We start from the raw sequence: 21,336 nt of genomic DNA, 5'->3' as shown, positions 1-21,336 counted from the left end.
TTACATTGCCCGGAATGATTTGCTCCCCGGCCCTGAATAATACCCATCAAAGCAAAAAAACTTGCAGACTAGATCCGATTTACGGATTTTGTCTGCAAGCTTTTTTCCTGTAAAAAGACAGGCAATATCATTTATTCCCGATCAAACAAGACACGGCCTGCGATCCCGGGATTCGTCATTTCATAAGGGTTCAAGATCAAATCAAGTTCTTCCTCTGTCAGAACATCGTATTCCAGGCAAAGTTCCCGTACCGATTTCCCTTTCAGGATCGCTTCCCTTGCAATCCTGGAAACGACTTCGTAACCGAGATGCGGATTCACCGCGGTGATGATTCCGACGCTGTTTTCCACATATTCCTTCATGCGTGTCTCATTTGCTTCGATGCCGCTCAGGCAGTTGTCGGTGAAGCTTCTGAACGCGTTATTCATGATGCTGATGGATTGAAGAAGGTTGAATACAAGGACCGGTTCCATCACATTCAGTTCAAGCTGCCCTGCTTCAGAAGCAAGGGAAATGGTCTGGTCATTCCCCATCACCTGGAATGCCACTTGATTGATGAGCTCCGGCATGACCGGATTCACTTTTCCAGGCATGATCGACGAACCCGGCTGCCTCGCAGGAAGGGAGATCTCACCCAGGCCTGCACGCGGTCCTGAAGCCATCAGGCGCAGATCATTTGCGATCTTGGACATATTCGTCATACATACCTTCAATGTAGAAGATACCTCTGTATAGGCATCCGTATTCTGTGTCGCATCGACAAGGTGCTCGGCACCAGTCAAAGGCAGCCCGCTGATGTCAGCCAGATGCTTCACGACACTTTGAATATATTCAGGGTCGGCATTCAATCCTGTTCCCACTGCCGTCGCACCCATATTCACTTCGTACAGATGCTCGCGCGTACGTCCGATGCGCTTGATATCACGCTCAACAACGCGGCTGTACGCCTCGAACTCCTGACCGAGACGGACAGGAACGGCATCCTGAAGATGGGTCCTGCCCATCTTGATGACATGGTCGAATTCCTGTGCCTTCTTTTTAAAGACGGCCAGCATATCCTCCATCGTGATCAGGAGCTTGTCCAACAGTTTCAATGTGGAGATATGGATGACCGTCGGGAAGACGTCATTGGTCGACTGTGCCATATTCACGTGACTGTTCGGGCTTACTTTCCCGTATTCCCCTTTATGGTGGGAAAGCAGTTCAAGTGCACGATTGGCGATGACTTCATTCGCATTCATATTGATGGACGTACCGGCGCCTCCCTGAATCGGGTCGACGATGAAATGCTCATGCAGCTTCCCTGCGAGAATATCATCACAAGCCTGGACGATAGCGTCGCCGATTCCTTTATAAAGGCGTGTCGTCTCCATATTCGCAAGCGCCGCCGCTTTCTTGACAACGGCGAGCGCGTCAATCATTTCTTTATGAATTCTATAACCTGTCACAGGGAAGTTCTCCACCGCCCTGAGCGTCTGTATTCCATAATATACATTCTCAGGCACTTCTTTTTGCCCGAGGAAATCTTTTTCTATTCTGTATCCGCTAGTAGCAGTCGTCATGTCTCTACCCCTTTTGTGTGCGTTTTCAGTACCACCAACGAGATTCTATCAATATTTGAGTAAGGAAGCAACGCTTTTTACTCTTTGCCATAAACTGACTGACAAAATAAAGCAAGAGGGTGAGGCAAAACTTTAAAGACATGGTTTACAGGGAAACCTTTTAGAATGAACACTAAATAACGCTAATGATTTCCGTGCAAGACTTCGCTTTCCGCGGGTAGCCCGTGAGCCTCCTCGGCTTCGCCTCCGGGGTCTCACATAAGCTACTCTTCCCGCAGGAGTCTTCGTCTTGCACTCCAATCAACCGCTGGAAAGAACTAAATCCTAAATGGACAATGAACAAATTAAAAACCCGGACTAATTTGCCTCATCTCATGCAAGTTAGTTCGGGTTTTACTAGACTAAATTACTTTTGTTCCAGTCTCCTAAAGATAAAATCTACTTTAAAAAAGTGAGCTCCCAGTCATTACCGGGGGTCTGCTGCAGAGGGTCATCCTTTTTTCCAAAAACAAGGCTCCTGTCGCAAATGGCCTGTACGTCTTCTTTGTCATGCGAGACCATGATACAGGTCATGTTTGCCTTCTTCAATATGGTTCGGAGTTCATCCCTGATGGCACCCTTCAGGCTTGCATCCAGATTGCTGAATGGCTCATCCATCAGCAGCAGTTCCGGCTTGGGGGCAAGTGCCCTGGCCAGCGCGATCCGCTGCTGCTGTCCACCGCTCAGCTGATGGGGATATCTTTTCTCGAACTCTGTCATCTGTATAAGCTCAAGCATCTCCCTCACACGGGGATTCCTTTCTTTCCTTGGAAGCCGGGACAATCCGAAAAGGAGGTTATCCCTTACCGACATATGAGGGAAAAGGGCATAATCCTGAAACACCATGCCCACTCCCCGGTTTTCAGGCTGAACGAACGTCTTCTCGCCGGCCACTTCCCTGCCTGCGATTTCGATGGTGCCTCCTCGAGGGATTTCCAGGCCGGAAATCAAGCGGAGGAGCGTACTTTTTCCGCTTCCGCTTTCACCGAGGATCCCAACGATTTCTCCCTCATTCATGGAAAAAGAAAACTCTTCTATCACGGGGTTACGTGACTTTGGAAAAGAAAAGGTCAGATTATTGATCGTAAGGATGTTCATTTCTTCACCTTCCTATCAATCATTTGGAATACCGCCACTGATACGACACTTAACAGAATGATCATCAGGGACGGGATGGCTGCTTCATGTATCATTTCATCTTTTGCATATTGGTATGTTTTCGTAGCAAGTGTGTCAAAATTAAACGGCCTGAGCAAGAGAGCCAGGGGCAGTTCTTTAATGATCTCAACGAAAGTCAGGATGAATCCGCTGAATAAAGCTCCTTTGATCAAAGGCAGATCCACTTTGAAAAAGGTTTTCGTCACCCCGAAACCGAGCATTCTTGACGCTTCCGTATATTTTGGCCCGATTTTCTCAAACCCGACTTCCACCGCATTATAACCCGTTGCCATAAAGCGGATCGTATATCCGATCACGAGCATGGAAAGGGACAGGCTCAGAATGAGGGGGGCATTGCCCCACCCCATATAAGAGTAAAATGGTGCAAGCAGTGAATCAAGTTCTATGAACAGGGCAAGGATCCCGATCGCTATGATCGCACCGGGGATCGAATAGCCAGCGGTAGCCAGTTTCGATAAGATGTACGTCCCGGATGATTGAGTGCGCGTCACATTCGCAAGGATCACTGCAAATAATAGAATGAGTACCGTCGCTATCAGTGCGACATAAACCGTCTGATTCAATAAGGTGAAAAATGAATCATCCCATACTTTCGCAAATGTAAGCTTGGACCACGCCAAGAGCTGGATTACGGGGATGAGGAAGCCGAGTAGGAAGATCAAGAGACAATAAGCGAAAGCAGCTGCAGCAGGCAGCCCTCTCAGCCGCTGACGTGCAAGCGGCCTTGCTTTACTGCCGATACTATATCTTCTCCCCTGCCTGAGCCATTTTTCGATGAAAAATAACCCAACCACAATGACCATCAGCCAGGCAGCAAGCCTCATTGCCGAGTCTGCGTCATACATCCCGAACCATGTCTGAAATATCGCCGTTGTGATCGTGTGAATGCCAAAGTAACTTGTCACACCATAGTCACTCAGCACTTCATACACCACGAGCACAGCGCCTGCCACCATTGCCGGCCTTGACAGCGGGAGTACGATCCTTACAAATATCGAGAACGGTTTCCTCCCCAGAAGCCTGGCATTTTCAAGGAAAGAAGCGCTCTGGTTTTCGAGGAATGCCCTGCACATGATATAAACATATGGAAATAGGAAAATTGTAAAGATGAAGACGGCGCCTCTCAGGGAGGAGATTGCCAGCCACTCCGGATCAATCTGATAATCAAACTGATTCCTTAATGTCACCTGAACGACTCCCGTGTAACTCAGCATCGTCCGGTAGGTATAAGCTGCAATATATGGCGGGATCGCCAGCGGAAGAAGGAGCCCCCAGCTGAAAAAGCGTCTCATCGGAAAATCATAAGCGGCAACGATCCAAGCGAGGCTGACTCCCAGAACCGCTGTAAATAACCCCGTCAACAAAACGAGGATAATCGAATTGGCGGCATAATTTTTCAAGAGATATTCTTTTATTTGATACCAGTTTTCATTCGGTTCCTGGAAAATAGAAAAAAAGATAAACAAGATGGGCAGCAATATGATTGCTGCCCCGATCAAGCTTACCAGCCACCATCCGTTAAAATCTTTTCGAAAAAAATGTTTAACAGATTGTATTCTCATGATTATTTCCAGCCTGTTTTATTAAAGATTTCAATGGCTTTTTGATTATGTTTCCCCAGAGTATCAAAGTCCAGATCCTGAATTCTGAACTTGCCCCATGACTCAAGGATTTCAGGTTTTTTCGCTTCGGCATTTACCGGGAATTCATAGTTGTTTGCAGCCAAATATTCCTGAGCATCTTTACTTGTCATATATTCAATCAGCTTCACGGCATTTTCAGGATGCTTACTGTGCTTCGTCAGACCGATTCCGCTGACATTGACATGAGTGCCGTTAGTCTCCTGGTTAGGGAAGAATACGCCCAGGCCTTCTGCTACTTTCTTTTCCTCAGGATCTTCGGAATTAGCCATCAGGCCTACATAGTAGGTATTCATGATTCCTACATCACCTACACCGGCTGCAATGGCTTTCGCCTGATCGCGGTCACCGCCGTCCGGCTGGCGGGCGAAGTTTTTCACGATGCCTTCTGACCATTTTACAGCCTCTTTTTCACCATTCAATTCGATGAAAGAAGCAAGCAGCGACTGATTGTAAAGGCTTGTCGATGAACGGGCAAGCACTTTGCCTTTCCATTTGTCACTTGTCAGGTCTTCGTAAGTCGATAATTGATCTTCTGACACACGGTCTTTTGAATAGACGATGACGCGGGCCCTTGTCGCCATCCCGATCCATTTGTTTTCCTTATCACGGAACGTTTCAGGGACGTTTTCGTTCACAACATCGGATTCAACCGCCTGAAGAATATCATTGTCTTTTGCGTGGGCAAGCACACCGCCGTCGACAGTGATGAATAAGTCCGCTTCCGTACTTTCCCCTTCGCGCTTCAGACGCTCGATAAGTTCTTCCGCTTCACCTTTGACGACGTTGACCTTGATGCCTGTCTCTTCTGTGAAGTCTTTATATACTTGATCGTCAGCTTCATAATGTCTGGCAGTGTATACATTGACTACCTTTTCTTCTTTTTTGGAAGCGTTGTCTTTTGCGCCCTCAGAATTGTCTTGTCCGCCGCACCCGGCAAGTGCAAGAGTTAATGCCGTTGTTGCAATAAAAGGCTTTAGCAGTTTTGATATGTTCATCTCTTGTTTCCACCCTTATGTATGTATTTGAAAATGATAATTATTCTCACTTATTGATTTTACATAGCCCTTCATGTTCCGTCAATAAAATTTTGCTTCTTAATCGGTTCCCCCGGATTATTATGACATTTCCGTGACAAAATACATTGATTCTAAAAAAGAAGTTGGGAGCAGACTAAAAATCCAATGTCTAAAGACGAACATTTTAGAGTGGATTATAAACAACGCTAATGATTTACGTGCAAGACTTCGCTTTCCGCGGGTAGCCCGTGAGCCTCCTCGGCAAGCCTGCGGGGTCTCACATAAGCTACTCTTCCCGCAGGAGTCTTCGTCTTCCACTCCAATCAACCGCTGGAACAAACTACAAACTTTAGACAAGCTCAAACAAAATCACACTAAAAAAAGCTGGACTTATTCAAATTCTGCCATTGAATGATAGTCCAGCTTTTTTCAATTCATATGCTAGTCGATCAGTTTCTTTCTTCTAAGCTGCACCTCTTTTTTCTCCGATCATAATCGTGAGACTGATCAATGTCACCAGGATGGTAGCACCCATGTCTGAAAGGATGGCAATCCATAGTGTCAGCAGCCCCGGAATGGTCAGTAACAGTGCAATCAGCTTCAATCCGAGCGCAAGTGAAATGTTCAGCTTGATGATCTTGTTGACGCGTTTTGAAATCGTGATGGCAGACGGCAGCTTGCCGAGGTGGTCCTGCATCAGGACGATATCTGCGGTTTCAATAACGCTGTCCGTTCCTTTCCCCATTGCGATACCGAGATCCGCCGTGGCAAGTGCCGGCGCATCATTGATGCCGTCCCCAACCATCGCAGTCTTTCCTTTTGCCGTCAGCTCCTTCACCTTGGCAACTTTTTCGTCAGGCAGAAGATTCGCGTAGTAGTCAGTCAAACCTACTTGCTTTGCCACCTTTTCAGCGGTCTTATGGTGATCACCTGTCAGCATGACGGCATTGTTGATGCCTGCTGAATAAAGTTCGGAAATGATTCCCTTGCTTTCTTCGCGGATCTCATCAGTGATGCCAAAGACCCCTAATACCTTCTCTTCATCTGAAACGATCACTAAGGTATAGCCGGCATCCTTCAATGAATTGATATCCGTTTCCGTCTGTTGAGATAAAGTAAAGCCGAGGCTTTTCTCATTTCCCACCTTATAGGTAGTTCCCTCGATCACTGCGGAAACCCCTTGGCCTGATATCGTATTGATTTCTTCGGGTTCTGAGTATGTGATGTTTTCCCGGCTGATTTTTTCAATGACCGCTTTAGCAATCGGGTGGGACGATGTCTTTTCAATCGAACCGGCAATCCGGTAAAAATTCTCTACATCATATACGATTGTTTTTTCCACATACGGATGGCCTTTTGTCAGCGTTCCTGTTTTGTCAAAAGCGATCGTATCGATCTTACCGAGCTGCTCAAGGAATACGCCGCCTTTTACAAGGATGCCGTTTTTGGCATTACGGGCAATTCCCGAGACAATCGCGATTGGAGATGAAAGGATCAAAGCACATGGGCAGCCGACGATCAGTACGGCAAGGCCCTGATAAAACCATGCCCCCCAATCGCCGTTCATGAACAGCGGCGGGACGACCATCACGAGAGCCGCAATGATCATGATGAGCGGTGTATAATAGCGTGCAAACCGATTGATGAACTGTTCTGTCGGCGTCTTCGTTTCATGAGCCTCTTCGACCAAATGAAGGATTTTTGCAAGGGAAGAATCTTTGTATTCCTTCGTGATTTTCACTTTCAGTACACCTTCATTGTTGATGCTTCCCCCGAAGACCTTCTCATCCGGCTCTTTTTCAACCGGCATGGCTTCCCCGGTGATGGCCGCTTCATTGACCGAGCTCTTCCCGGCTGCGACGATTCCATCCGACGGGATTTTCTGTCCGGATTTCACAAGGACAAGGTCGCCGGTTTTAAGGGTTTCGATCGGGACGACCCTTTCTATGTCACCCTCTATAAGGATCGCTTCCTTAGGTGCTACCTTCAAGAGTTCCTCCATCGATTTCCTTGCCTTTTCCATCCCCATGCCTTCCAACAGTTCATTGACTCCGAACAGGATCGCAACAAGTGTACCTTCCTTCCACTCGCCGATGGAAAATGCACCGATCAGGGCGATGGTCATGAGTGTGTCGATGTTGAACTTAAACTTTAGTAAGTTCTTGGCCCCTTTAATGAACGTAGGGTACCCGCTCGTAGCGGCCGCAGTAAGATACATGAAGACCGGGACAAGATTATTCCACTGGGTATCGACATAAATGGCAGACAAAAAGATGATGGCTGAAATCCCCAGCAGGATCTTGATTTTTGAGCTGCTATCATGCGTATGAGCATGAGCGTGGTCATGTTCATGGCCGCCGGCTTCACTGTCATCATGACTTCTGATAATGGCTGCACCATCCGAGGAAAGGATCTTTTCGACTTTTTGCATGTCGACTCCCTTGGCGAGCACCAGTTTGCTGCTGTTATACAGGATCCTTGATCCTTCCCCGTTTTCAAGCTTATTGATTTCTTCTTCCATTTCCCTCGCGCAATTTCCGCACGAAAGTCCCTGAAGTTTATATTCGTCCATCTTGAACTCCCCCATGATACTTAGTGGTGTCTGGCATGGTGCATGGTTTGCTGGAGCATGTTCATCACATGATCGTCATCAGCTGAATAATACAATGTCGTGCCTTCCCGTCGATATTTCACCAGGCGCAGATTTTTCAGGAAGCGCAGCTGATGGGAAACCGTGGTTTGAAGCAATGACAGCTTCTCGGCAATCTCATTCACTGAATGCTCTTTTTGAGCCAATAAGTGCAGAATCCGCACCCGTGTTGGTTCAGATAAAGCTTTGAACGTCTGGGTCACGATGAACAGTGTTTCTTCATCGATTTCCACGCAAGTTTCTTTTGTATCTTCTATTTCATCATGATGCTGTGTGTCCAACTCATGCTTCTTATCCTTATCTTTTCCCATGTTGACACTCCCATTCTATTCTTATATATGATAATGTGTTCATATATTATAATTAAATGATAAAAAAATATACTTCCTGTGTCAATGCGTTCCTTTGATTTTGGAAAAAAGTGAGGATGACCGCTTGCCTTATTTTTTGATAAATGATGAACGTTATGTGAACTCTATACCTATCTTTTGTAGGAAGCCGGCCAAGCTGATAGTATATGAACAGACATCAATATAGGCGATTCAAATATGAAAGGACTTTTATGAAATGAAAAATAAATTCTCATTATTTACGGTCTTCCTGACGATTGCAGCCCTGGTTCTCGGCAATCTGGTCGTGGCGACCAACTCAGGCGACGCCTGCGGTACGGATTGGCCGATCTGCAATGGTAAAGTCATTCCGGATATCACGGACTACCATATCATAATTGAATATTCCCACCGGTTATTCACGACCCTGCTTGGTCTGTTCATCTTAATCAACGCCATCCTGGCCTGGAAGAAAACGTCGGTGAAGCAGGTGAAATTCATCTCGATCCTTTCCTTGCTGCTCCTGTTTACGCAGGCGATGATCGGCGGGATGAATGTGCTGCTCGGGACACCAACCGGATTCACGACGCTCGATGTGATGTTCAGTCTGTTTCTATTGATTTCCCTGGTCTTCCTTTATGCAGGATTAAGCGATCGAACCTATGACATTAAATACAAGGAAATAAAAAAACCACTGATCATCGGCTTTGCCGCCCTGATGAGTGAAATACTGATCGGTGCAATCTTTAAGCATTTCCGGCTCAGCGAACAGATCTTTGAGGTGAATCACACGGAATTCGCGCTTGCAAACGTTGTCTATCTGGTCCACGGAATATTGGGATTGCTGACTCTTTTCTATATCGGCTATGCCCTTTTCTTATCCATAAGGTTCAATGTGATGAAGAAATCAGCTTTACTGCTGATTTTGCTGGCTGCACTTGCCACGTTCGGAGGATTTGTAGTTAAAACGGAGGAACTCAGCCCTATCACATCTTCCTTACACATGATTTTGTCCATCCTTACCGTCGCGCTGCTGAGCTATATGACAGCGAGGAGTTATTTTAAATCGAAGAGGAACTAGGCAATTGCTGCCTGGTTCTTTTTTGTTGAATGATTATTCTCAACTTATGATAAACTTCTTTCCCCGGCTCCCATATCGCATAATAAACAGGCCGTTTCCTCATACTAATCTCGATTGCATCCATGAAATCGAGGTGTTACCTAATGGAACCAGCTGGATTAACGACTCCCGAACTATACACCATCACCAGTGCGATTGTGATTGGAACCATCGCCAGGATCATAACGATAAAAGAAGATTTCAGGCAATATCCGAGCTACCCGAATGGATATCTGATACAAATCATTACCGGTTTTGTGGCAGCGGCCCTCGGGGCAGTGGCCATCCCTGCCTTATTAAGTAAAAATTTTGTGGCAGTGACGTTTCTTACGCTGGCACTCCAGCAATTCAGGGATGTCCGGAAAATGGAGAAGGAAAGCTTGAGCGACTTGGAGGAAACGGAATTCACCTACCGGGGAAAAGCATACATAGATGGGATCGCCAAAACATTCGAAGCCAGGAATTATCTTGCATTCATCACGGCACTCGTCACGTCGCTCGTGATTTCTCTTCTTCATAACGCATTCGATGTGAAAAATCTTTGGGTATGCATTGCAGGCGGCGCGCTTGCTGGTTTCGCACTGCTTTATTATTTGCAGAGATTTACAAAAGGCAAAACGATCGGGGATATTGCGGAAGTGAAAGAAGGAAAAGTGACCGTGAAACAGTCTTCCCTGTACGTAGATGATATGTATGTCAGCAATCTGCTCGGAACGGACAACGCCGAAAAGCTGTTTTCTGAAGAAGGAATGGCCGTCGTCATCTATCCTAAAGAAAATCATTTCAGGATCAGCCTCGATAACTTCGGACAGCGGCAGGCAGCTTTATTCGAAGCGTGCAGGGCACTAGGTGTCAAACGCTATCAGTTCACCAGAAAAGATTATGTGGACGGGAAAGTCATGATCACCTTGGTTCCAATCAAGCGCGATATGGATGCCTTCATCGAAGCCGTAAAAAAATGTCCATTGCTCGAAAGCACAAAGAAATCTCATGCTGTGATGAAAACCAACTTGAAAGGATGATTCTGCATGGGCAGGGAAAATTCAATGAAGCCGCCTTATCAAATATTGGCATACTTAACCTCAGACCGTGACCGGGTCATAAGCGGCGGACCGCTTCTTCTATACAGCGAGGACCTTGAAGAATTAAAACAGATGACCGTAGATATAGCGAAAGGGTTAAAAGCTGATGTTGTGCAGATGACGAATGGGGATTATTTGGTGATCAGGATATAAAACTACTTATGCCAGAGAGTTAATACTATAGAAAACAGGCAGGTTCATCCGATTCCCCTGGAGGATGCTATTTTGAATCATCTTTTAATTTTATCTTACCCGCCATTAATCCGGCGATTTTCTTTTTCTTTTCAATCTTTTCTATTAATGGTTTTATATTTCCAGCCGATATTTCTTCAATCAAGAGTTCTCTAAGAATCTCACCTTTTCGGCTGCCTCCTATGATAGAGGAATATATTATTGTAGTATTCCCAAACGTCATTAGTTTACATATGAAAATTTTCTGAAATATATTGCATTATGCATATCAGGGGAGTATGATAGTTTCCAGTGATATATTGCATATCGAAATTATTATTCTTAAATATTTCATCATAGGAGGCATACTTCATGAAGGGAAAATTGACTTTTTCATCATACGCAACCATTGGTGTCATGCTTTTCGCATTATTTTTCGGCGCTGGAAACCTGATCTTCCCGGCACAGCTGGGTCAAAATGCAGGAACCAATCTCTGGCCGTCCATCATTGGGTTTTTAATTACAGGAGTGGGACTTCCGCTGCTCGGAATCATCGCAATGAGTTTCTCTGGGAGCCGTAACCTTCAGGAACTTTCAAGCCGTGTACACCCGGTTTATGCGGTGGGTTTCACGTCACTGCTTTATCTGACCATCGGGCCGTTCTTCGCATCTCCTCGCACGGGTACCGTTGCGTACGAGGTGGGAATAGCTCCTTTTATAAATGAGTCTTCACAGCAAATGGGACTCTTTATTTTCACCTTACTATTTTTTGGTGTGGTTCTCTTGTTCTCACTGAAACCAGCCAAACTTGTTGATAATGTCGGCAAGTTTTTGGCACCCGGACTTGTGGTCATGCTTGCCGTTCTTCTTACGGCTGCAATAGCCAATCCGATGGGAGGCATGGAAGCACCGCAGGAAGCTGCTTATACGAATGGCTCATTTATCACTGGTTTTCTGGAAGGTTATAATACCATGGATGCTCTTGCATCATTGGTATTTGGTATTATCGTGATAAACGCGATCCGTGCAATGGGCGTAACTTCGAATACCGATATTCTCAGAGCAACTGTTAAAGCAGGCAGTATTGCCATATTCCTGCTCGCTGTAATTTATGTTGGAATTGCTTATCTAGGGGCAACAAGTACACAGGTTTATGGAACCTTTGAAACCGGCGGACCGATTTTGAGTAACGCTGCCTCCCACTACTTCGGCATACTTGGTTCTGTTATGCTTGCGATTGCCATCATATTGGCATGTCTGACAACGGCGATCGGATTGACAGTGGCCAATGCCGAATATTTTCATACGTTGTTCCCGAAGATCAGTTATCAGAAACTTGTAGTCTTTTTTGCCACAATTACCTTCGTGATTGCGAACTTTGGATTGGCAAATATCATCTCCTACTCTATACCGGTCCTGATGTTCTTATATCCACTGGCGATTGTGCTGATCATCCTGACATTTCTGTCTCCATTGTTTAGTCACGCAACGATTGTTTACAGTTCCACCATCGCGGTTACATTTTTAATCAGTATCTTTGATGGTCTCAAGTCGTTCTGCGACTCATTTGGAATTGAGTATTTCAGCTGGATGCAGCCAATTGTCGTTTTCTATGAACAGACATTGCCACTGTACAATCAAGGGCTTGGGTGGCTATTGCCGGCTATTGCCGTGATTATCGTTACCGGTTTCATCAGTCACTTCCAAAGAAAAGCCCCGGTTCATGCTTAAAGAACATAGGAAAAAGCCGGCCTCCACATGTGCGGGGCCGGCTTTTCATTTGTCTATGCTTGAAAGTCCTCCAGTGTACCGAGCCAGTTATCTTTCATGATGGCTGCTGCCTTATCCTTTTCACCATTTTTCATGGCGGTAATAATGGCTTTATGTTCCTCGATGGATCTTTCGGTTAAAATAATGGAATCATGGAAAAAATGCCTTCGAACATGTGCCTGCAAGGATTTTACCATGTTTTTGATATATGTATTTTTGGTTATTTCAATAATGACCTGGTGAAATTCTTCATCCACTTTTAAGGCAGCGTAGGCATTATTTGAATGAATCAACTTTGCGAAATGTTCATTGATATCTTCGAGCTGTTTCAGCTGCTCCTCTGTTATCTGACCGATTGCCAGTTCAGCGGACAAAGCCTGCAAGGCTGCCAAAGGAGGGAGCAGATCCTTGATTGCTTCACGTTCGATTTCTGTGACTTCCGTACTCTTACCAGGGTACATTTTGACAAACCCCTGCACTTCCAGAAGTTGCAGCGATTCACGTATCGGCGTCCTGCTGCTTCCTAATGCATTCGCAAGTTCAGTATCATTCAATTTTTCGCCAGGACTCAAAGTTCCATCAATGATCCACTCCTGGATCTGGTTGAACGCATTTTCCTTGGCAGATTGGCGCACGGGTTTTGAATGGTTTGTTGGTATGGGCATAGAAATCAGCCTTTCTGGAAATTCATTTGGTATGAAAAATTATACAGGAAAAAAGACTTTATTGAAATATGCAATATATTATTAGGTCATTTCCTTTAAAAAATGAGTGCCAGACCTTCACGATATTGGTGAAGGGGGACTTGTAAAAATTTTAGAGTTTCACATCGATTTACCTCTGCAAGCTAAAGTAATCAAAAAAATAAACCTGTCCCAAAATAGGTTCACTATCTTCTATTTTAGGGAAAAGTGATGTAAGTAGAGAAGACAGGGGATGATAAATTTGAAGGATTGGGAAGCTGCCTATTTAGCAGGTATTATCGATGGAGAAGGATCCATAACACTTACCCGCATCCATGAAAATGAACATAGGAGACCGTGTATTTCGATTGCGTCCACAGATTTAGAACTTCTTGAATACATCCAAAAATTAACCACCGGTCATATCTCCAAAAAGAAGAACTATAACCCTTCCAGACATTTAAACTCATACTCGTTTACAATAAAGAATAAAAATAATGTCCTAAATATTCTAAAAGAAGTGACACCCTATTTAAGGGTAGAAAAAAAGAAAAAGCGGGCAGCCTGGATTCTTGAGCACTATAACAAAGTTACAAAGCGAAATGGAAAGTACAGTAAGGAGTGTTTAAAACGCAAAATGGATTTTGAAGAAGGGTTTTTCAATTTATAAGTATTTATAAGTTGGTGTTTTTAAAAAAAGACCAACCTCAAGAGAGCCTGATTAGAATTTTATTAATCATAACTTATAAAAATTAAGACAAAATAAAAACCACCAAATATGTATTTGGTGGAGACGGTGGGACGTGCACTTCCATGCTTTCGACATGGCACTGACTATATCTTGAACCTGTGTAGCAGAGGTCCTTTGGCGTATTATGCGGAATATAGATTTTATCTGATGTCAGACAGGATCCCGCATCCTAGTACTGCCAGGATGGCAGCCTATAAGTCGATACACGGCTGTTGGATTACTCCACATACCGCTCGGCATTGCCATATCACACTGTGTGTGACTTAGGTTTCACCGATAAAGCCAAATTTTCACTTATGTGTTGCCACATAAGGCGACTAATTACTAATCGAACCCACGTCCAGAAACATCGGCACTTAGGCGTCTACGAGCGTAGTCGATATATTCGCGAGTTCACTGCAATTTCTGCCTATCGACGGGCGTCCATGCAGCTAGTCTGATTAATCTCTTCCTTCATCCTCAGACGGTGGAATCCGGCGTAGCCTACTAAGAGTGAGTCCCTTACCCTACCACATAGGCGATGGAGGGAGGAACAGCTAAAGCGCTATTACGCTGCTAAAGCTAGGTTATTGTTTGATTTGCCAGTTATTATTGGCTTTGACGTTTTAACGTAGACGATCCCTACGGCTCGCGACCCAAGCTCGAACTATCCCTGTCGAATCCGTAACGTCCCCAAAGGGAAGAACGGGAGAGAATAAGTTCAATCTGGTCACTTATTCAATTGTTCTTGCAGTCGCTTGATTACCTTGCGACATCTATTATTATAACAAATCTACAGCAGAATGCAATTGTAAGATTTCGGAAATCAGTACATTCCCTTTTGTCTTTGTGCCAATTCACGCTGGATAGAACGATTTGCTTCTTTGCGTTTCAGATCTTCACGCTTATCATACTTCTTCTTACCTTTGGCAAGGCCGATAAGAAGTTTTGCTACACCATTTTTAATATAGAGTTTCAATGGTACGAGCGAGTAGCCTGCTTCCTTCGTTTCGCCGATCAGCTTACTGATTTGCTTTTTGTGCAGAAGGAGCTTGCGTGTCCTAAGCGGTTCGTGGTTGTAGCGGTTTCCCTGTTCATACGGGCTGATGTGCATGTGGTGAACGAAGACTTCGCCGTTTCTGATGCGTGCGAATGAATCCTTCAGGTTCACGCGTCCGGCACGGATGGCTTTGATTTCGGTTCCCTGGAGGACGAGTCCCGCTTCGTATGTTTCTTCGACTGTGAAGTCATGGCGTGCTTTTTTGTTTTGGGCAATGAGTTTGCCTTCTCCCTTTGGCATGTGGATCCCCTCTTTTCTCTTTCTGTCGTGCTTTTTATTATCTCATATTTTAGTGAGGATTTGTATGAAAAGGAAAGGAGCAAAGGATTAGCTTTGCTCCCAGCTATGCGAAATATATAATTCTGTCCTAAATACCGCTAATGATTTCCGTGCAAGCCTTCGCTTTCCGCGGGCGGTGAGCCTCCTCGGCTTTGCCTGCGGGGTCTCACCAGCACCGCTTTTCCCGCAGGAGTCTTCGGCTTGCACTCCAATCAATCGCTGGAACGGACAGCTATCTTAATATCCCAAATCTGCATTGGCTAAACCTTTTCATTTAAAAATAGAAAAGCATATCTATTACAAAAACAGCCTATTTCTTCTTTTTACGTTTGCTTCTTGGGGCGTTTTCGTAGTGTTTTTTGTTTTTCTTTTTCTTTTTGTTGTTTTTGGGTGGTCGGGTTGACCATTCTCCGTCGTCTTTTTTGCGTGACGGGGATTTTCCTTTTCCGCTGTCTGAGCGGAAGGTGCGGGATTCGGCCGGCCGTTCCCTGCGGTTGTTTTTCATGCCGACGATTTCGAAGTCGATGGCGCGTTCGTCTTTGTTGACGCTGACGACGCGGATCGTGATTTCGTCACCTATGCGGAAGACGTTGCCTGTCCGCTCGCCGATCATGGCAAGGTGCCGTTCGTCGAATCGGTAGTAATCGTCTGTCATGTAGCTGACATGGACCAGACCTTCGATCGTGTTAGGCAGTTCGACGAACATACCGAAGTTCGTGACAGAAGAGATGATCCCGTCGTACTCTTCCCCTACCTTGTCTTCCATGTACTCTGCTTTTTTCAGTTCATCCGTTTCGCGCTCTGCGTCAACGGCACGGCGCTCGCGGCTTGAAGTATGCTGAGCGATATTGCCCATTTGAGCTCCCCATTTATCGCGGGTCGCTTGATCAATTTTCCCTTCAATCAGGTACGTTCTGATCAGACGATGGACGATCAGGTCAGGGTAACGGCGGATCGGCGATGTGAAATGAGTGTAGAACTCTGTCGCCAGTCCAAAGTGACCAAGGCTCTCAGGATCGTATTTCGCCTGTTGCATCGAACGAAGCATCATCGTGGAAACAACCATTTCTTCCGATTTACCCTGTACGTCTTCAATGATTTCCTGAAGGGCACGAGGGTGTACGGTATTGGCTGTGCCTTTTACAATCAATCCGAAGTTCGTGATGAACTCGAAGAAACGCTGCAGCTTGTCTTCTTTCGGATCTTCGTGGATTCGGTAAATGAACGGTACTTCCATCCAGTGGAAATGTTCCGCCACCGTTTCGTTGGCGACGAGCATGAATTCTTCGATCAGCTTTTCCGCAACTGAACGTTCACGAAGGACGACATCCGTCGGTTCACCTTCATCATCGACAAGGACTTTTGCTTCTTTAAAATCAAAGTCGATCGCGCCCCGCTTCATCCGTTTTGTACGGAGGATCTGGGCAAGGTCTTCCATCTGCTCGAACATCGGCACTAGCGGCTCATAATGCTTGCGGAGCTCTTCGTCTTTGTCGACAAGAATTTTATTTACATCAGAGTACGTCATTCTTTCCGTCGTCTTGATCACACTCTGGAAGATTTCGTGTTTGACGACATCCCCATCCGGTGAGATTTCCATGTCACAGGAAAGTGTCAAACGGTCCACCTGCGGATTCAATGAACAGATTCCGTTTGAGAGTCGGTGCGGGATCATCGGGATGACCCGGTCTACCAGGTATACACTCGTTCCGCGGTCAAATGCTTCCTGATCGATAGGAGAGCTTTCTTTTACATAGTAGGTGACATCGGCGATATGTACTCCAAGCTTGTAGTTGCCGTTGTCGAGCTTTGTCACCGTGACCGCATCATCAAGGTCCTTTGCATCCGCTCCGTCAATCGTAACGATCGTCTGGTCACGCAGGTCCCTTCTATTCGGAATCTCGGATTCGTCGATCGTATCGGGTACATTATTTGCCTGTTCCATCACTTCTTCAGGAAACTCGACCGTGATGCCGTGTTTATGAATGATCGACAGGATATCGACGCCGGGATCATTTTTATGACCGAGGATTTCAACTACTTCCCCTTCTGCACTCTTCCGGCCTTCAGGATAAGCCGTTAGCTTCACGACAACCTTATGTCCCTCGATAGCTCCCTTTTGGGCGGACTTAGGGATAAAGACGTCGCTTGCAAACTTCTTATCATCAGGGATGACGAATCCAAAGTGTTTGCTTTGAGTGAACGTACCGACCATCTGATCGACACCGCGTTCCACGATCCGGACGATGGTCCCTTCCCGTCTTGAACCCGACGAGTTCGATGACACACGTACAAGGACGATGTCCCCGTGCATCGCGTTGTTTGTTTCATTCGGAGGGATGAAGATATCATCCATGCCCGATTCCTCAGGTATGACGAAAGCGAATCCTTTCGCATGGGCGGAAACCTTTCCTCTTACCAGATTCATTTTTTCCGGCAGCCCATACCGGTTGCTGCGGGTACGCACCACAAGACCCTTCTCTTCCATCACGACAAGCGCCTTTACAAAATCCTTGAAATTGGTGGAGCCCTCGATTCCGAATGCTTCCTCCAACTCCTGTACCGTCAGCGGCTTATAGGCCTCATCTCTCATGTAGGAAAGGAGTTTATCCACATGCTCTTTAATATTTTCGTCCATGACATTCCCTCCTGCTCTTGCTATTCATTAAACAGTCCAATCCAATTTTTCAAGGAAATTGTACACATCTTCATGAAGCTGCTCTTTTTCCTTATCCAGTGTAATGACATGACCCGATTCTTCGTACCATTTTAAGTCCTTTTCGTCCGATTCAACGTTATCATAAATAATGTTGGCAGAATCGGTATTAATCATATGATCATGTCTTGCCTGTACGACAAATGTCGGTGAATAGATCATGTCGACATTCCCGCGTACATCGGCAATCAGTTCCTGTAGAGCTTTCAACGTATTCATCGGTGTCTTCTTGAACTCTTCTATTTCCTTTTCAATTTGATCTTCCTGTTTTCCTTCAAATTTCTTAAATTCGCGGGCGTATTCCACGACCCCTTTATACATGACTTCTTCACTTTTTATATACATAGGCGCACACATTGGTACAATACCCTTTACAGGTACAGTGTAACCTAATTTCAAGGAAAATACCCCACCCAATGACAGTCCGGCAACGGCGATTTCTTCGTAGCCTTTATCCTTCAGATGCTGATATCCGTTCATGACATCCTGCCACCAGTCTTCAGGGCCTGTATGAACCAGCTCTTCAGGCGGTACACCATGTCCTTTATAATGAGGTGCGTGTGAAGAGTATCCTTTCTTTTCAAGATAGCGGCCGAGCATCCTCACATCTGCCGAGTTGCCGGTGAATCCGTGCAGCAGCAAAACGGCTCTCGGGCCGGCTTCGAATGTAAATGGCTTTGGTAAAACGGTCTTCATATAGTGTGACTCCTTTTCTCTGAATTTAAACAAACGTTTGATTAACTCCATCCAGTGTTGATGAGGCGGGCTACAACGGTTTAAACGATTGTTTAAAAGATTTGTTTATGTAATGGGATTTCGGTTTGTTTTTTTAAACAAACGTTTGATTAAGATTGGCGAACCCTTGATGCGTATGGGTTCAATGAGTTAAACGATCGTTTAAATGGTTTACTCTTTATTTTTAGCAAAGATTGTGGTTACAATCCAATATTTCGCTTTTTATTTTAGCGCGTTATCAGCGGTTGATTGGAGTGCAAGACGAAGACTCCTGCGGGAAATGTAGCTTATGTGAGACCCCGGAGGCGAAGCCGAGGAGGCTCACGGGCTACCCGCGGAAAGCGAAGTCTTGCACGGAAATCAATAGCGGCATTATAGGGATAAAAATAAAAAAACCTGACCCTATTAGAGATCAGGTTTTGTATTATATCGCAACGATTGCAGTTGTTAAAATAAAGAATAATACCGCCAGCACGATGGTGATCCGGTGTAATACCAAGTCGATACCGCGTGCTTTCTGTTTTCCGAAAAGCTGTTCTGCACCACCAGAGATGGCCCCTGAAAGTCCAGCACTCTTACCTGATTGAAGTAAAACCAAAGCGATAAGGGCAATTGAATCAATGATAAGCAAAGTGACTAATAAAGCGTGCATGAGTCCCACCTCCTGATACGAACATTACAACATTCTTAGTTTACCATAGGGACATGGTACGGACAAGGTAATATTCGCATAATTGTGGAAAGTGTTGGGTTTGGGAGGAGTGGGATTTTTTTCGGGCCGGAATGAAACATATATCTGTTAGAATCGGGACAGTTAAAAACAGACAAATAAAGGTTTTGGACATTTCGGGTATGGTACTTCGCTGGCAGATTAGAATGATTCTAAGTGGTGCATAAAAATGAAAAGTTGCACGTATTTTAGAAAACTGGAACGTATTTTGTAAAAGTTGCACGTAAATTCAAAATGTGGAATGCAAAGTTGGATAAGTTGCATGAAAACCGTTGCAGAAGGAGATTCCATCAAATATATGACCTCTGTATTGCACCTTGGCAACTCTTTTAAAGACTAATTTGTCTATTTTTAATAAAAAACAGGTAAAACGAACGCATTCAGAAGATAAACTGCTTCTACAGCCGCTGATCAGTCTCCCCCCTGCCCGACCGAGCGCTCAGTCCGGCAGCACACACCACGCGACACCCCATAACAGAAAAAAACAGCCCCGTCACCAACGGGGCTGCCCTCACTAATTAAAACTTCAATTAGCGCTTAACGTTATAAAAAGTTTTCACACCAAGGTATTGTGCAGTGTGTGCCAATTGGTCTTCGATACGAAGCAATTGGTTGTATTTCGCTACACGGTCTGTACGTGATGGTGCACCTGTTTTGATTTGGCCGGCATTTGTCGCAACTGCAATGTCAGCGATTGTGCTGTCTTCTGTTTCACCAGAACGGTGGGAGATAACTGCAGTGTAGCCTGCGCGCTTCGCCATTTCGATTGCATCGAATGTTTCAGTAAGTGTACCGATTTGGTTCACTTTGATCAGGATGGAGTTACCGATACCCTGCTCGATACCTTGCTCAAGCTTCGTTGTGTTTGTTACGAACAAGTCGTCTCCAACAAGCTGAACTTTGTTTCCGATGCGGTCAGTAAGAAGTTTGAAACCTTCCCAGTCGTTTTCGTCAAGACCGTCTTCGATTGAGATGATTGGGTATTTGTCGCACATTTCAGCATACCAGTCAACCATTTCAGCAGACGTACGAACAACGCCTTCACCAGAAAGATGGTATTTACCGTCTTCTTTGTTGTAGATTTCAGAAGCTGCTACGTCCATTGCAAGAAGAACTTCTTCGCCTGGCTTGTAGCCTGCATTTTCGATTGCTTCGATGATTGTAGAAAGTGCTTCTTCGTTGGACTTAAGGTTAGGAGCGAATCCGCCTTCGTCACCTACAGCCGTGTTGTAGCCTTTAGATTTAAGAACTGACTTCAGGCTGTGGAAGATTTCAGCACCCATGCGAAGTCCTTCTTTGAAAGTAGGAGCTCCTACAGGCATGATCATGAATTCCTGGATGTCAACGTTGTTGTCAGCGTGCTCTCCGCCGTTGACAATGTTCATCATTGGAACTGGAAGCTGCTTGGAGTTGAATCCTCCAAGGTATTGGTAAAGTTCCACTCCGAAGAAGTCAGCAGCTGCGCGTGCAACAGCCATGGAAACACCAAGGATTGCGTTCGCACCCAGTTTACCTTTGTTTTCTGTACCGTCAAGCGCGATCATCGCCTGGTCGATCGCCACTTGTTCAGTTACGTCGTAACCGATGATTTCTTCAGCGATTTCGTTGTTTACGTTGTCGACTGCTTTTTGAACACCTTTACCAAGGTAGCGGCCTTTGTCGCCGTCGCGAAGTTCTACTGCTTCGTATTCACCAGTAGATGCTCCGGATGGAACAAGTGCGCGTCCGAAAGCGCCTGATTGAGTGTAAACTTCTACTTCGATTGTTGGGTTACCGCGTGAATCTAGTACTTCACGTGCGTATACGTCTGTAATAAATGGCATAAAAATAACTCTCCTTTAT

Annotated in this window: 18 protein-coding genes and 1 other RNA gene; 5 read left to right on the top strand and 14 right to left on the bottom strand. The window is 45.4% G+C overall.

The features are described 5' to 3' along the window. Positions 1-131 precede the first annotated feature (131 nt). The 7 genes from aspA to AS034_RS18125 all read right to left on the bottom strand — a co-directional run bounded on the left by aspA (position 132) and on the right by AS034_RS18125 (position 8,400). Positions 132-1,562, bottom strand: coding sequence for an aspartate ammonia-lyase (aspA, locus tag AS034_RS18150; RefSeq protein WP_032086591.1), 1,431 nt, complete (start codon positions 1,560-1,562; stop codon positions 132-134). Between the two features lie 438 nt (positions 1,563-2,000). Further along, the gene (locus tag AS034_RS18145; RefSeq protein WP_058299653.1) at positions 2,001-2,699 is read right to left on the bottom strand and encodes an ABC transporter ATP-binding protein; all 699 of its coding nucleotides are present in this window, start codon (positions 2,697-2,699) and stop codon (positions 2,001-2,003) included. Next, positions 2,696-4,342 (bottom strand): ABC transporter permease, encoded by a 1,647-nt coding sequence (locus AS034_RS18140; protein WP_058299652.1) that lies wholly within the window; start codon positions 4,340-4,342, stop codon positions 2,696-2,698. The genes AS034_RS18145 and AS034_RS18140 overlap by 4 nt, the downstream gene beginning before the upstream one ends. A gap of 2 nt (positions 4,343-4,344) precedes the next feature. Beyond that, positions 4,345-5,418 (bottom strand): Fe(3+) ABC transporter substrate-binding protein, encoded by a 1,074-nt coding sequence (locus tag AS034_RS18135; RefSeq protein ID WP_058299651.1) that lies wholly within the window; start codon positions 5,416-5,418, stop codon positions 4,345-4,347. A gap of 120 nt (positions 5,419-5,538) precedes the next feature. Then, positions 5,539-5,766, bottom strand: coding sequence for a hypothetical protein (locus AS034_RS23220; RefSeq protein ID WP_244888198.1), 228 nt, complete (start codon positions 5,764-5,766; stop codon positions 5,539-5,541). Positions 5,767-5,902: 136 nt separating this feature from the next. Further along, the gene (locus AS034_RS18130; RefSeq protein WP_058299650.1) at positions 5,903-8,011 is read right to left on the bottom strand and encodes a heavy metal translocating P-type ATPase; all 2,109 of its coding nucleotides are present in this window, start codon (positions 8,009-8,011) and stop codon (positions 5,903-5,905) included. A 20-nt stretch (positions 8,012-8,031) separates the two neighbouring features. Beyond that, positions 8,032-8,400: an ArsR/SmtB family transcription factor gene (locus AS034_RS18125; protein ID WP_052011414.1), complete on the bottom strand. Its 369-nt coding sequence runs from the start codon at positions 8,398-8,400 to the stop codon at positions 8,032-8,034. A gap of 256 nt (positions 8,401-8,656) precedes the next feature. On the opposite strand from AS034_RS18125, the gene AS034_RS18120 reads away from it, so the two are divergent. From AS034_RS18120 to brnQ, 4 genes are all read left to right on the top strand, one after another. Then, positions 8,657-9,499: a COX15/CtaA family protein gene (locus tag AS034_RS18120; protein ID WP_058299649.1), complete on the top strand. Its 843-nt coding sequence runs from the start codon at positions 8,657-8,659 to the stop codon at positions 9,497-9,499. A 143-nt stretch (positions 9,500-9,642) separates the two neighbouring features. Further along, on the top strand, positions 9,643-10,560 hold the full coding sequence (locus AS034_RS18115) for a YIEGIA family protein (protein ID WP_032086597.1): 918 nt from the start codon (positions 9,643-9,645) through the stop codon (positions 10,558-10,560). Positions 10,561-10,566: 6 nt separating this feature from the next. After that, complete coding sequence (locus AS034_RS18110; RefSeq protein WP_032086598.1) at positions 10,567-10,773, top strand: capping complex subunit for YIEGIA; 207 nt, start codon at positions 10,567-10,569, stop codon at positions 10,771-10,773. Positions 10,774-11,163: 390 nt separating this feature from the next. Next, positions 11,164-12,522, top strand: a complete 1,359-nt coding sequence (brnQ, locus tag AS034_RS18105; protein ID WP_058299648.1) for a branched-chain amino acid transport system II carrier protein — start codon at positions 11,164-11,166, stop codon at positions 12,520-12,522. A gap of 53 nt (positions 12,523-12,575) precedes the next feature. On the opposite strand, the gene AS034_RS18100 is transcribed toward brnQ, so the two are convergent. Next, on the bottom strand, positions 12,576-13,226 hold the full coding sequence (locus tag AS034_RS18100) for a GntR family transcriptional regulator (RefSeq protein WP_058299647.1): 651 nt from the start codon (positions 13,224-13,226) through the stop codon (positions 12,576-12,578). Positions 13,227-13,506: 280 nt separating this feature from the next. Here AS034_RS18100 and AS034_RS18095 point away from each other — a divergent pair, with 280 nt between their 5' ends. Next, complete coding sequence (locus tag AS034_RS18095; protein ID WP_058299646.1) at positions 13,507-13,914, top strand: LAGLIDADG family homing endonuclease; 408 nt, start codon at positions 13,507-13,509, stop codon at positions 13,912-13,914. A gap of 406 nt (positions 13,915-14,320) precedes the next feature. Here AS034_RS18095 and ssrA read toward each other — a convergent pair. From ssrA to eno, 6 genes are all read right to left on the bottom strand, one after another. Next, positions 14,321-14,661, bottom strand: a transfer-messenger RNA (tmRNA) gene (gene ssrA / locus AS034_RS22480). A gap of 139 nt (positions 14,662-14,800) precedes the next feature. Further along, complete coding sequence (smpB, locus tag AS034_RS18090) at positions 14,801-15,274, bottom strand: SsrA-binding protein SmpB (RefSeq protein WP_058299645.1); 474 nt, start codon at positions 15,272-15,274, stop codon at positions 14,801-14,803. Between the two features lie 349 nt (positions 15,275-15,623). Beyond that, positions 15,624-17,951 (bottom strand): ribonuclease R, encoded by a 2,328-nt coding sequence (rnr, locus tag AS034_RS18085; RefSeq protein WP_058299644.1) that lies wholly within the window; start codon positions 17,949-17,951, stop codon positions 15,624-15,626. Between the two features lie 27 nt (positions 17,952-17,978). Next, positions 17,979-18,725 carry an alpha/beta hydrolase gene (locus tag AS034_RS18080; protein ID WP_058299643.1) on the bottom strand — a complete coding sequence of 249 codons (747 nt, stop codon included), beginning with the start codon at positions 18,723-18,725 and terminating at the stop codon, positions 17,979-17,981. Between the two features lie 463 nt (positions 18,726-19,188). After that, entirely contained in the window at positions 19,189-19,416 is a 228-nt protein-coding gene (gene secG, locus AS034_RS18075; RefSeq protein WP_032086614.1) for a preprotein translocase subunit SecG, read from the bottom strand. A 608-nt stretch (positions 19,417-20,024) separates the two neighbouring features. Further along, positions 20,025-21,317, bottom strand: a complete 1,293-nt coding sequence (gene eno, locus AS034_RS18070; RefSeq protein WP_032086615.1) for a phosphopyruvate hydratase — start codon at positions 21,315-21,317, stop codon at positions 20,025-20,027. Between the last annotated feature and the right edge of the window lie 19 nt (positions 21,318-21,336).

The sequence above is a fragment of the [Bacillus] enclensis genome (assembly GCF_001456935.1).
GTDB lineage: Bacteria > Bacillota > Bacilli > Bacillales > Bacillaceae_B > Rossellomorea > Rossellomorea enclensis.
Note: the sequence above shows the minus strand (reverse complement) of the source record. Positions and strands in the feature narration are given on the sequence as shown.

Coding starts and splice junctions, on each gene's coding strand:
- AS034_RS18080 (WP_058299643.1), bottom strand. CDS start 18,725: ATGAAGACCGTTTTACCAAAGCCATTTACATTCGAAGCCGGCCCGAGA.
- smpB (WP_058299645.1), bottom strand. CDS start 15,274: ATGCCAAAGGGAGAAGGCAAACTCATTGCCCAAAACAAAAAAGCACGC.
- AS034_RS18125 (WP_052011414.1), bottom strand. CDS start 8,400: ATGGGAAAAGATAAGGATAAGAAGCATGAGTTGGACACACAGCATCAT.
- eno (WP_032086615.1), bottom strand. CDS start 21,317: ATGCCATTTATTACAGACGTATACGCACGTGAAGTACTAGATTCACGC.
- AS034_RS18115 (WP_032086597.1), top strand. CDS start 9,643: ATGGAACCAGCTGGATTAACGACTCCCGAACTATACACCATCACCAGT.
- brnQ (WP_058299648.1), top strand. CDS start 11,164: ATGAAGGGAAAATTGACTTTTTCATCATACGCAACCATTGGTGTCATG.
- AS034_RS18110 (WP_032086598.1), top strand. CDS start 10,567: ATGGGCAGGGAAAATTCAATGAAGCCGCCTTATCAAATATTGGCATAC.
- AS034_RS18120 (WP_058299649.1), top strand. CDS start 8,657: ATGAAAAATAAATTCTCATTATTTACGGTCTTCCTGACGATTGCAGCC.
- AS034_RS18100 (WP_058299647.1), bottom strand. CDS start 13,226: ATGCCCATACCAACAAACCATTCAAAACCCGTGCGCCAATCTGCCAAG.
- secG (WP_032086614.1), bottom strand. CDS start 19,416: ATGCACGCTTTATTAGTCACTTTGCTTATCATTGATTCAATTGCCCTT.
- AS034_RS18135 (WP_058299651.1), bottom strand. CDS start 5,418: ATGAACATATCAAAACTGCTAAAGCCTTTTATTGCAACAACGGCATTA.
- AS034_RS18145 (WP_058299653.1), bottom strand. CDS start 2,699: ATGAACATCCTTACGATCAATAATCTGACCTTTTCTTTTCCAAAGTCA.
- AS034_RS18130 (WP_058299650.1), bottom strand. CDS start 8,011: ATGGACGAATATAAACTTCAGGGACTTTCGTGCGGAAATTGCGCGAGG.
- rnr (WP_058299644.1), bottom strand. CDS start 17,951: ATGGACGAAAATATTAAAGAGCATGTGGATAAACTCCTTTCCTACATG.
- AS034_RS18140 (WP_058299652.1), bottom strand. CDS start 4,342: ATGAGAATACAATCTGTTAAACATTTTTTTCGAAAAGATTTTAACGGA.
- aspA (WP_032086591.1), bottom strand. CDS start 1,562: ATGACGACTGCTACTAGCGGATACAGAATAGAAAAAGATTTCCTCGGG.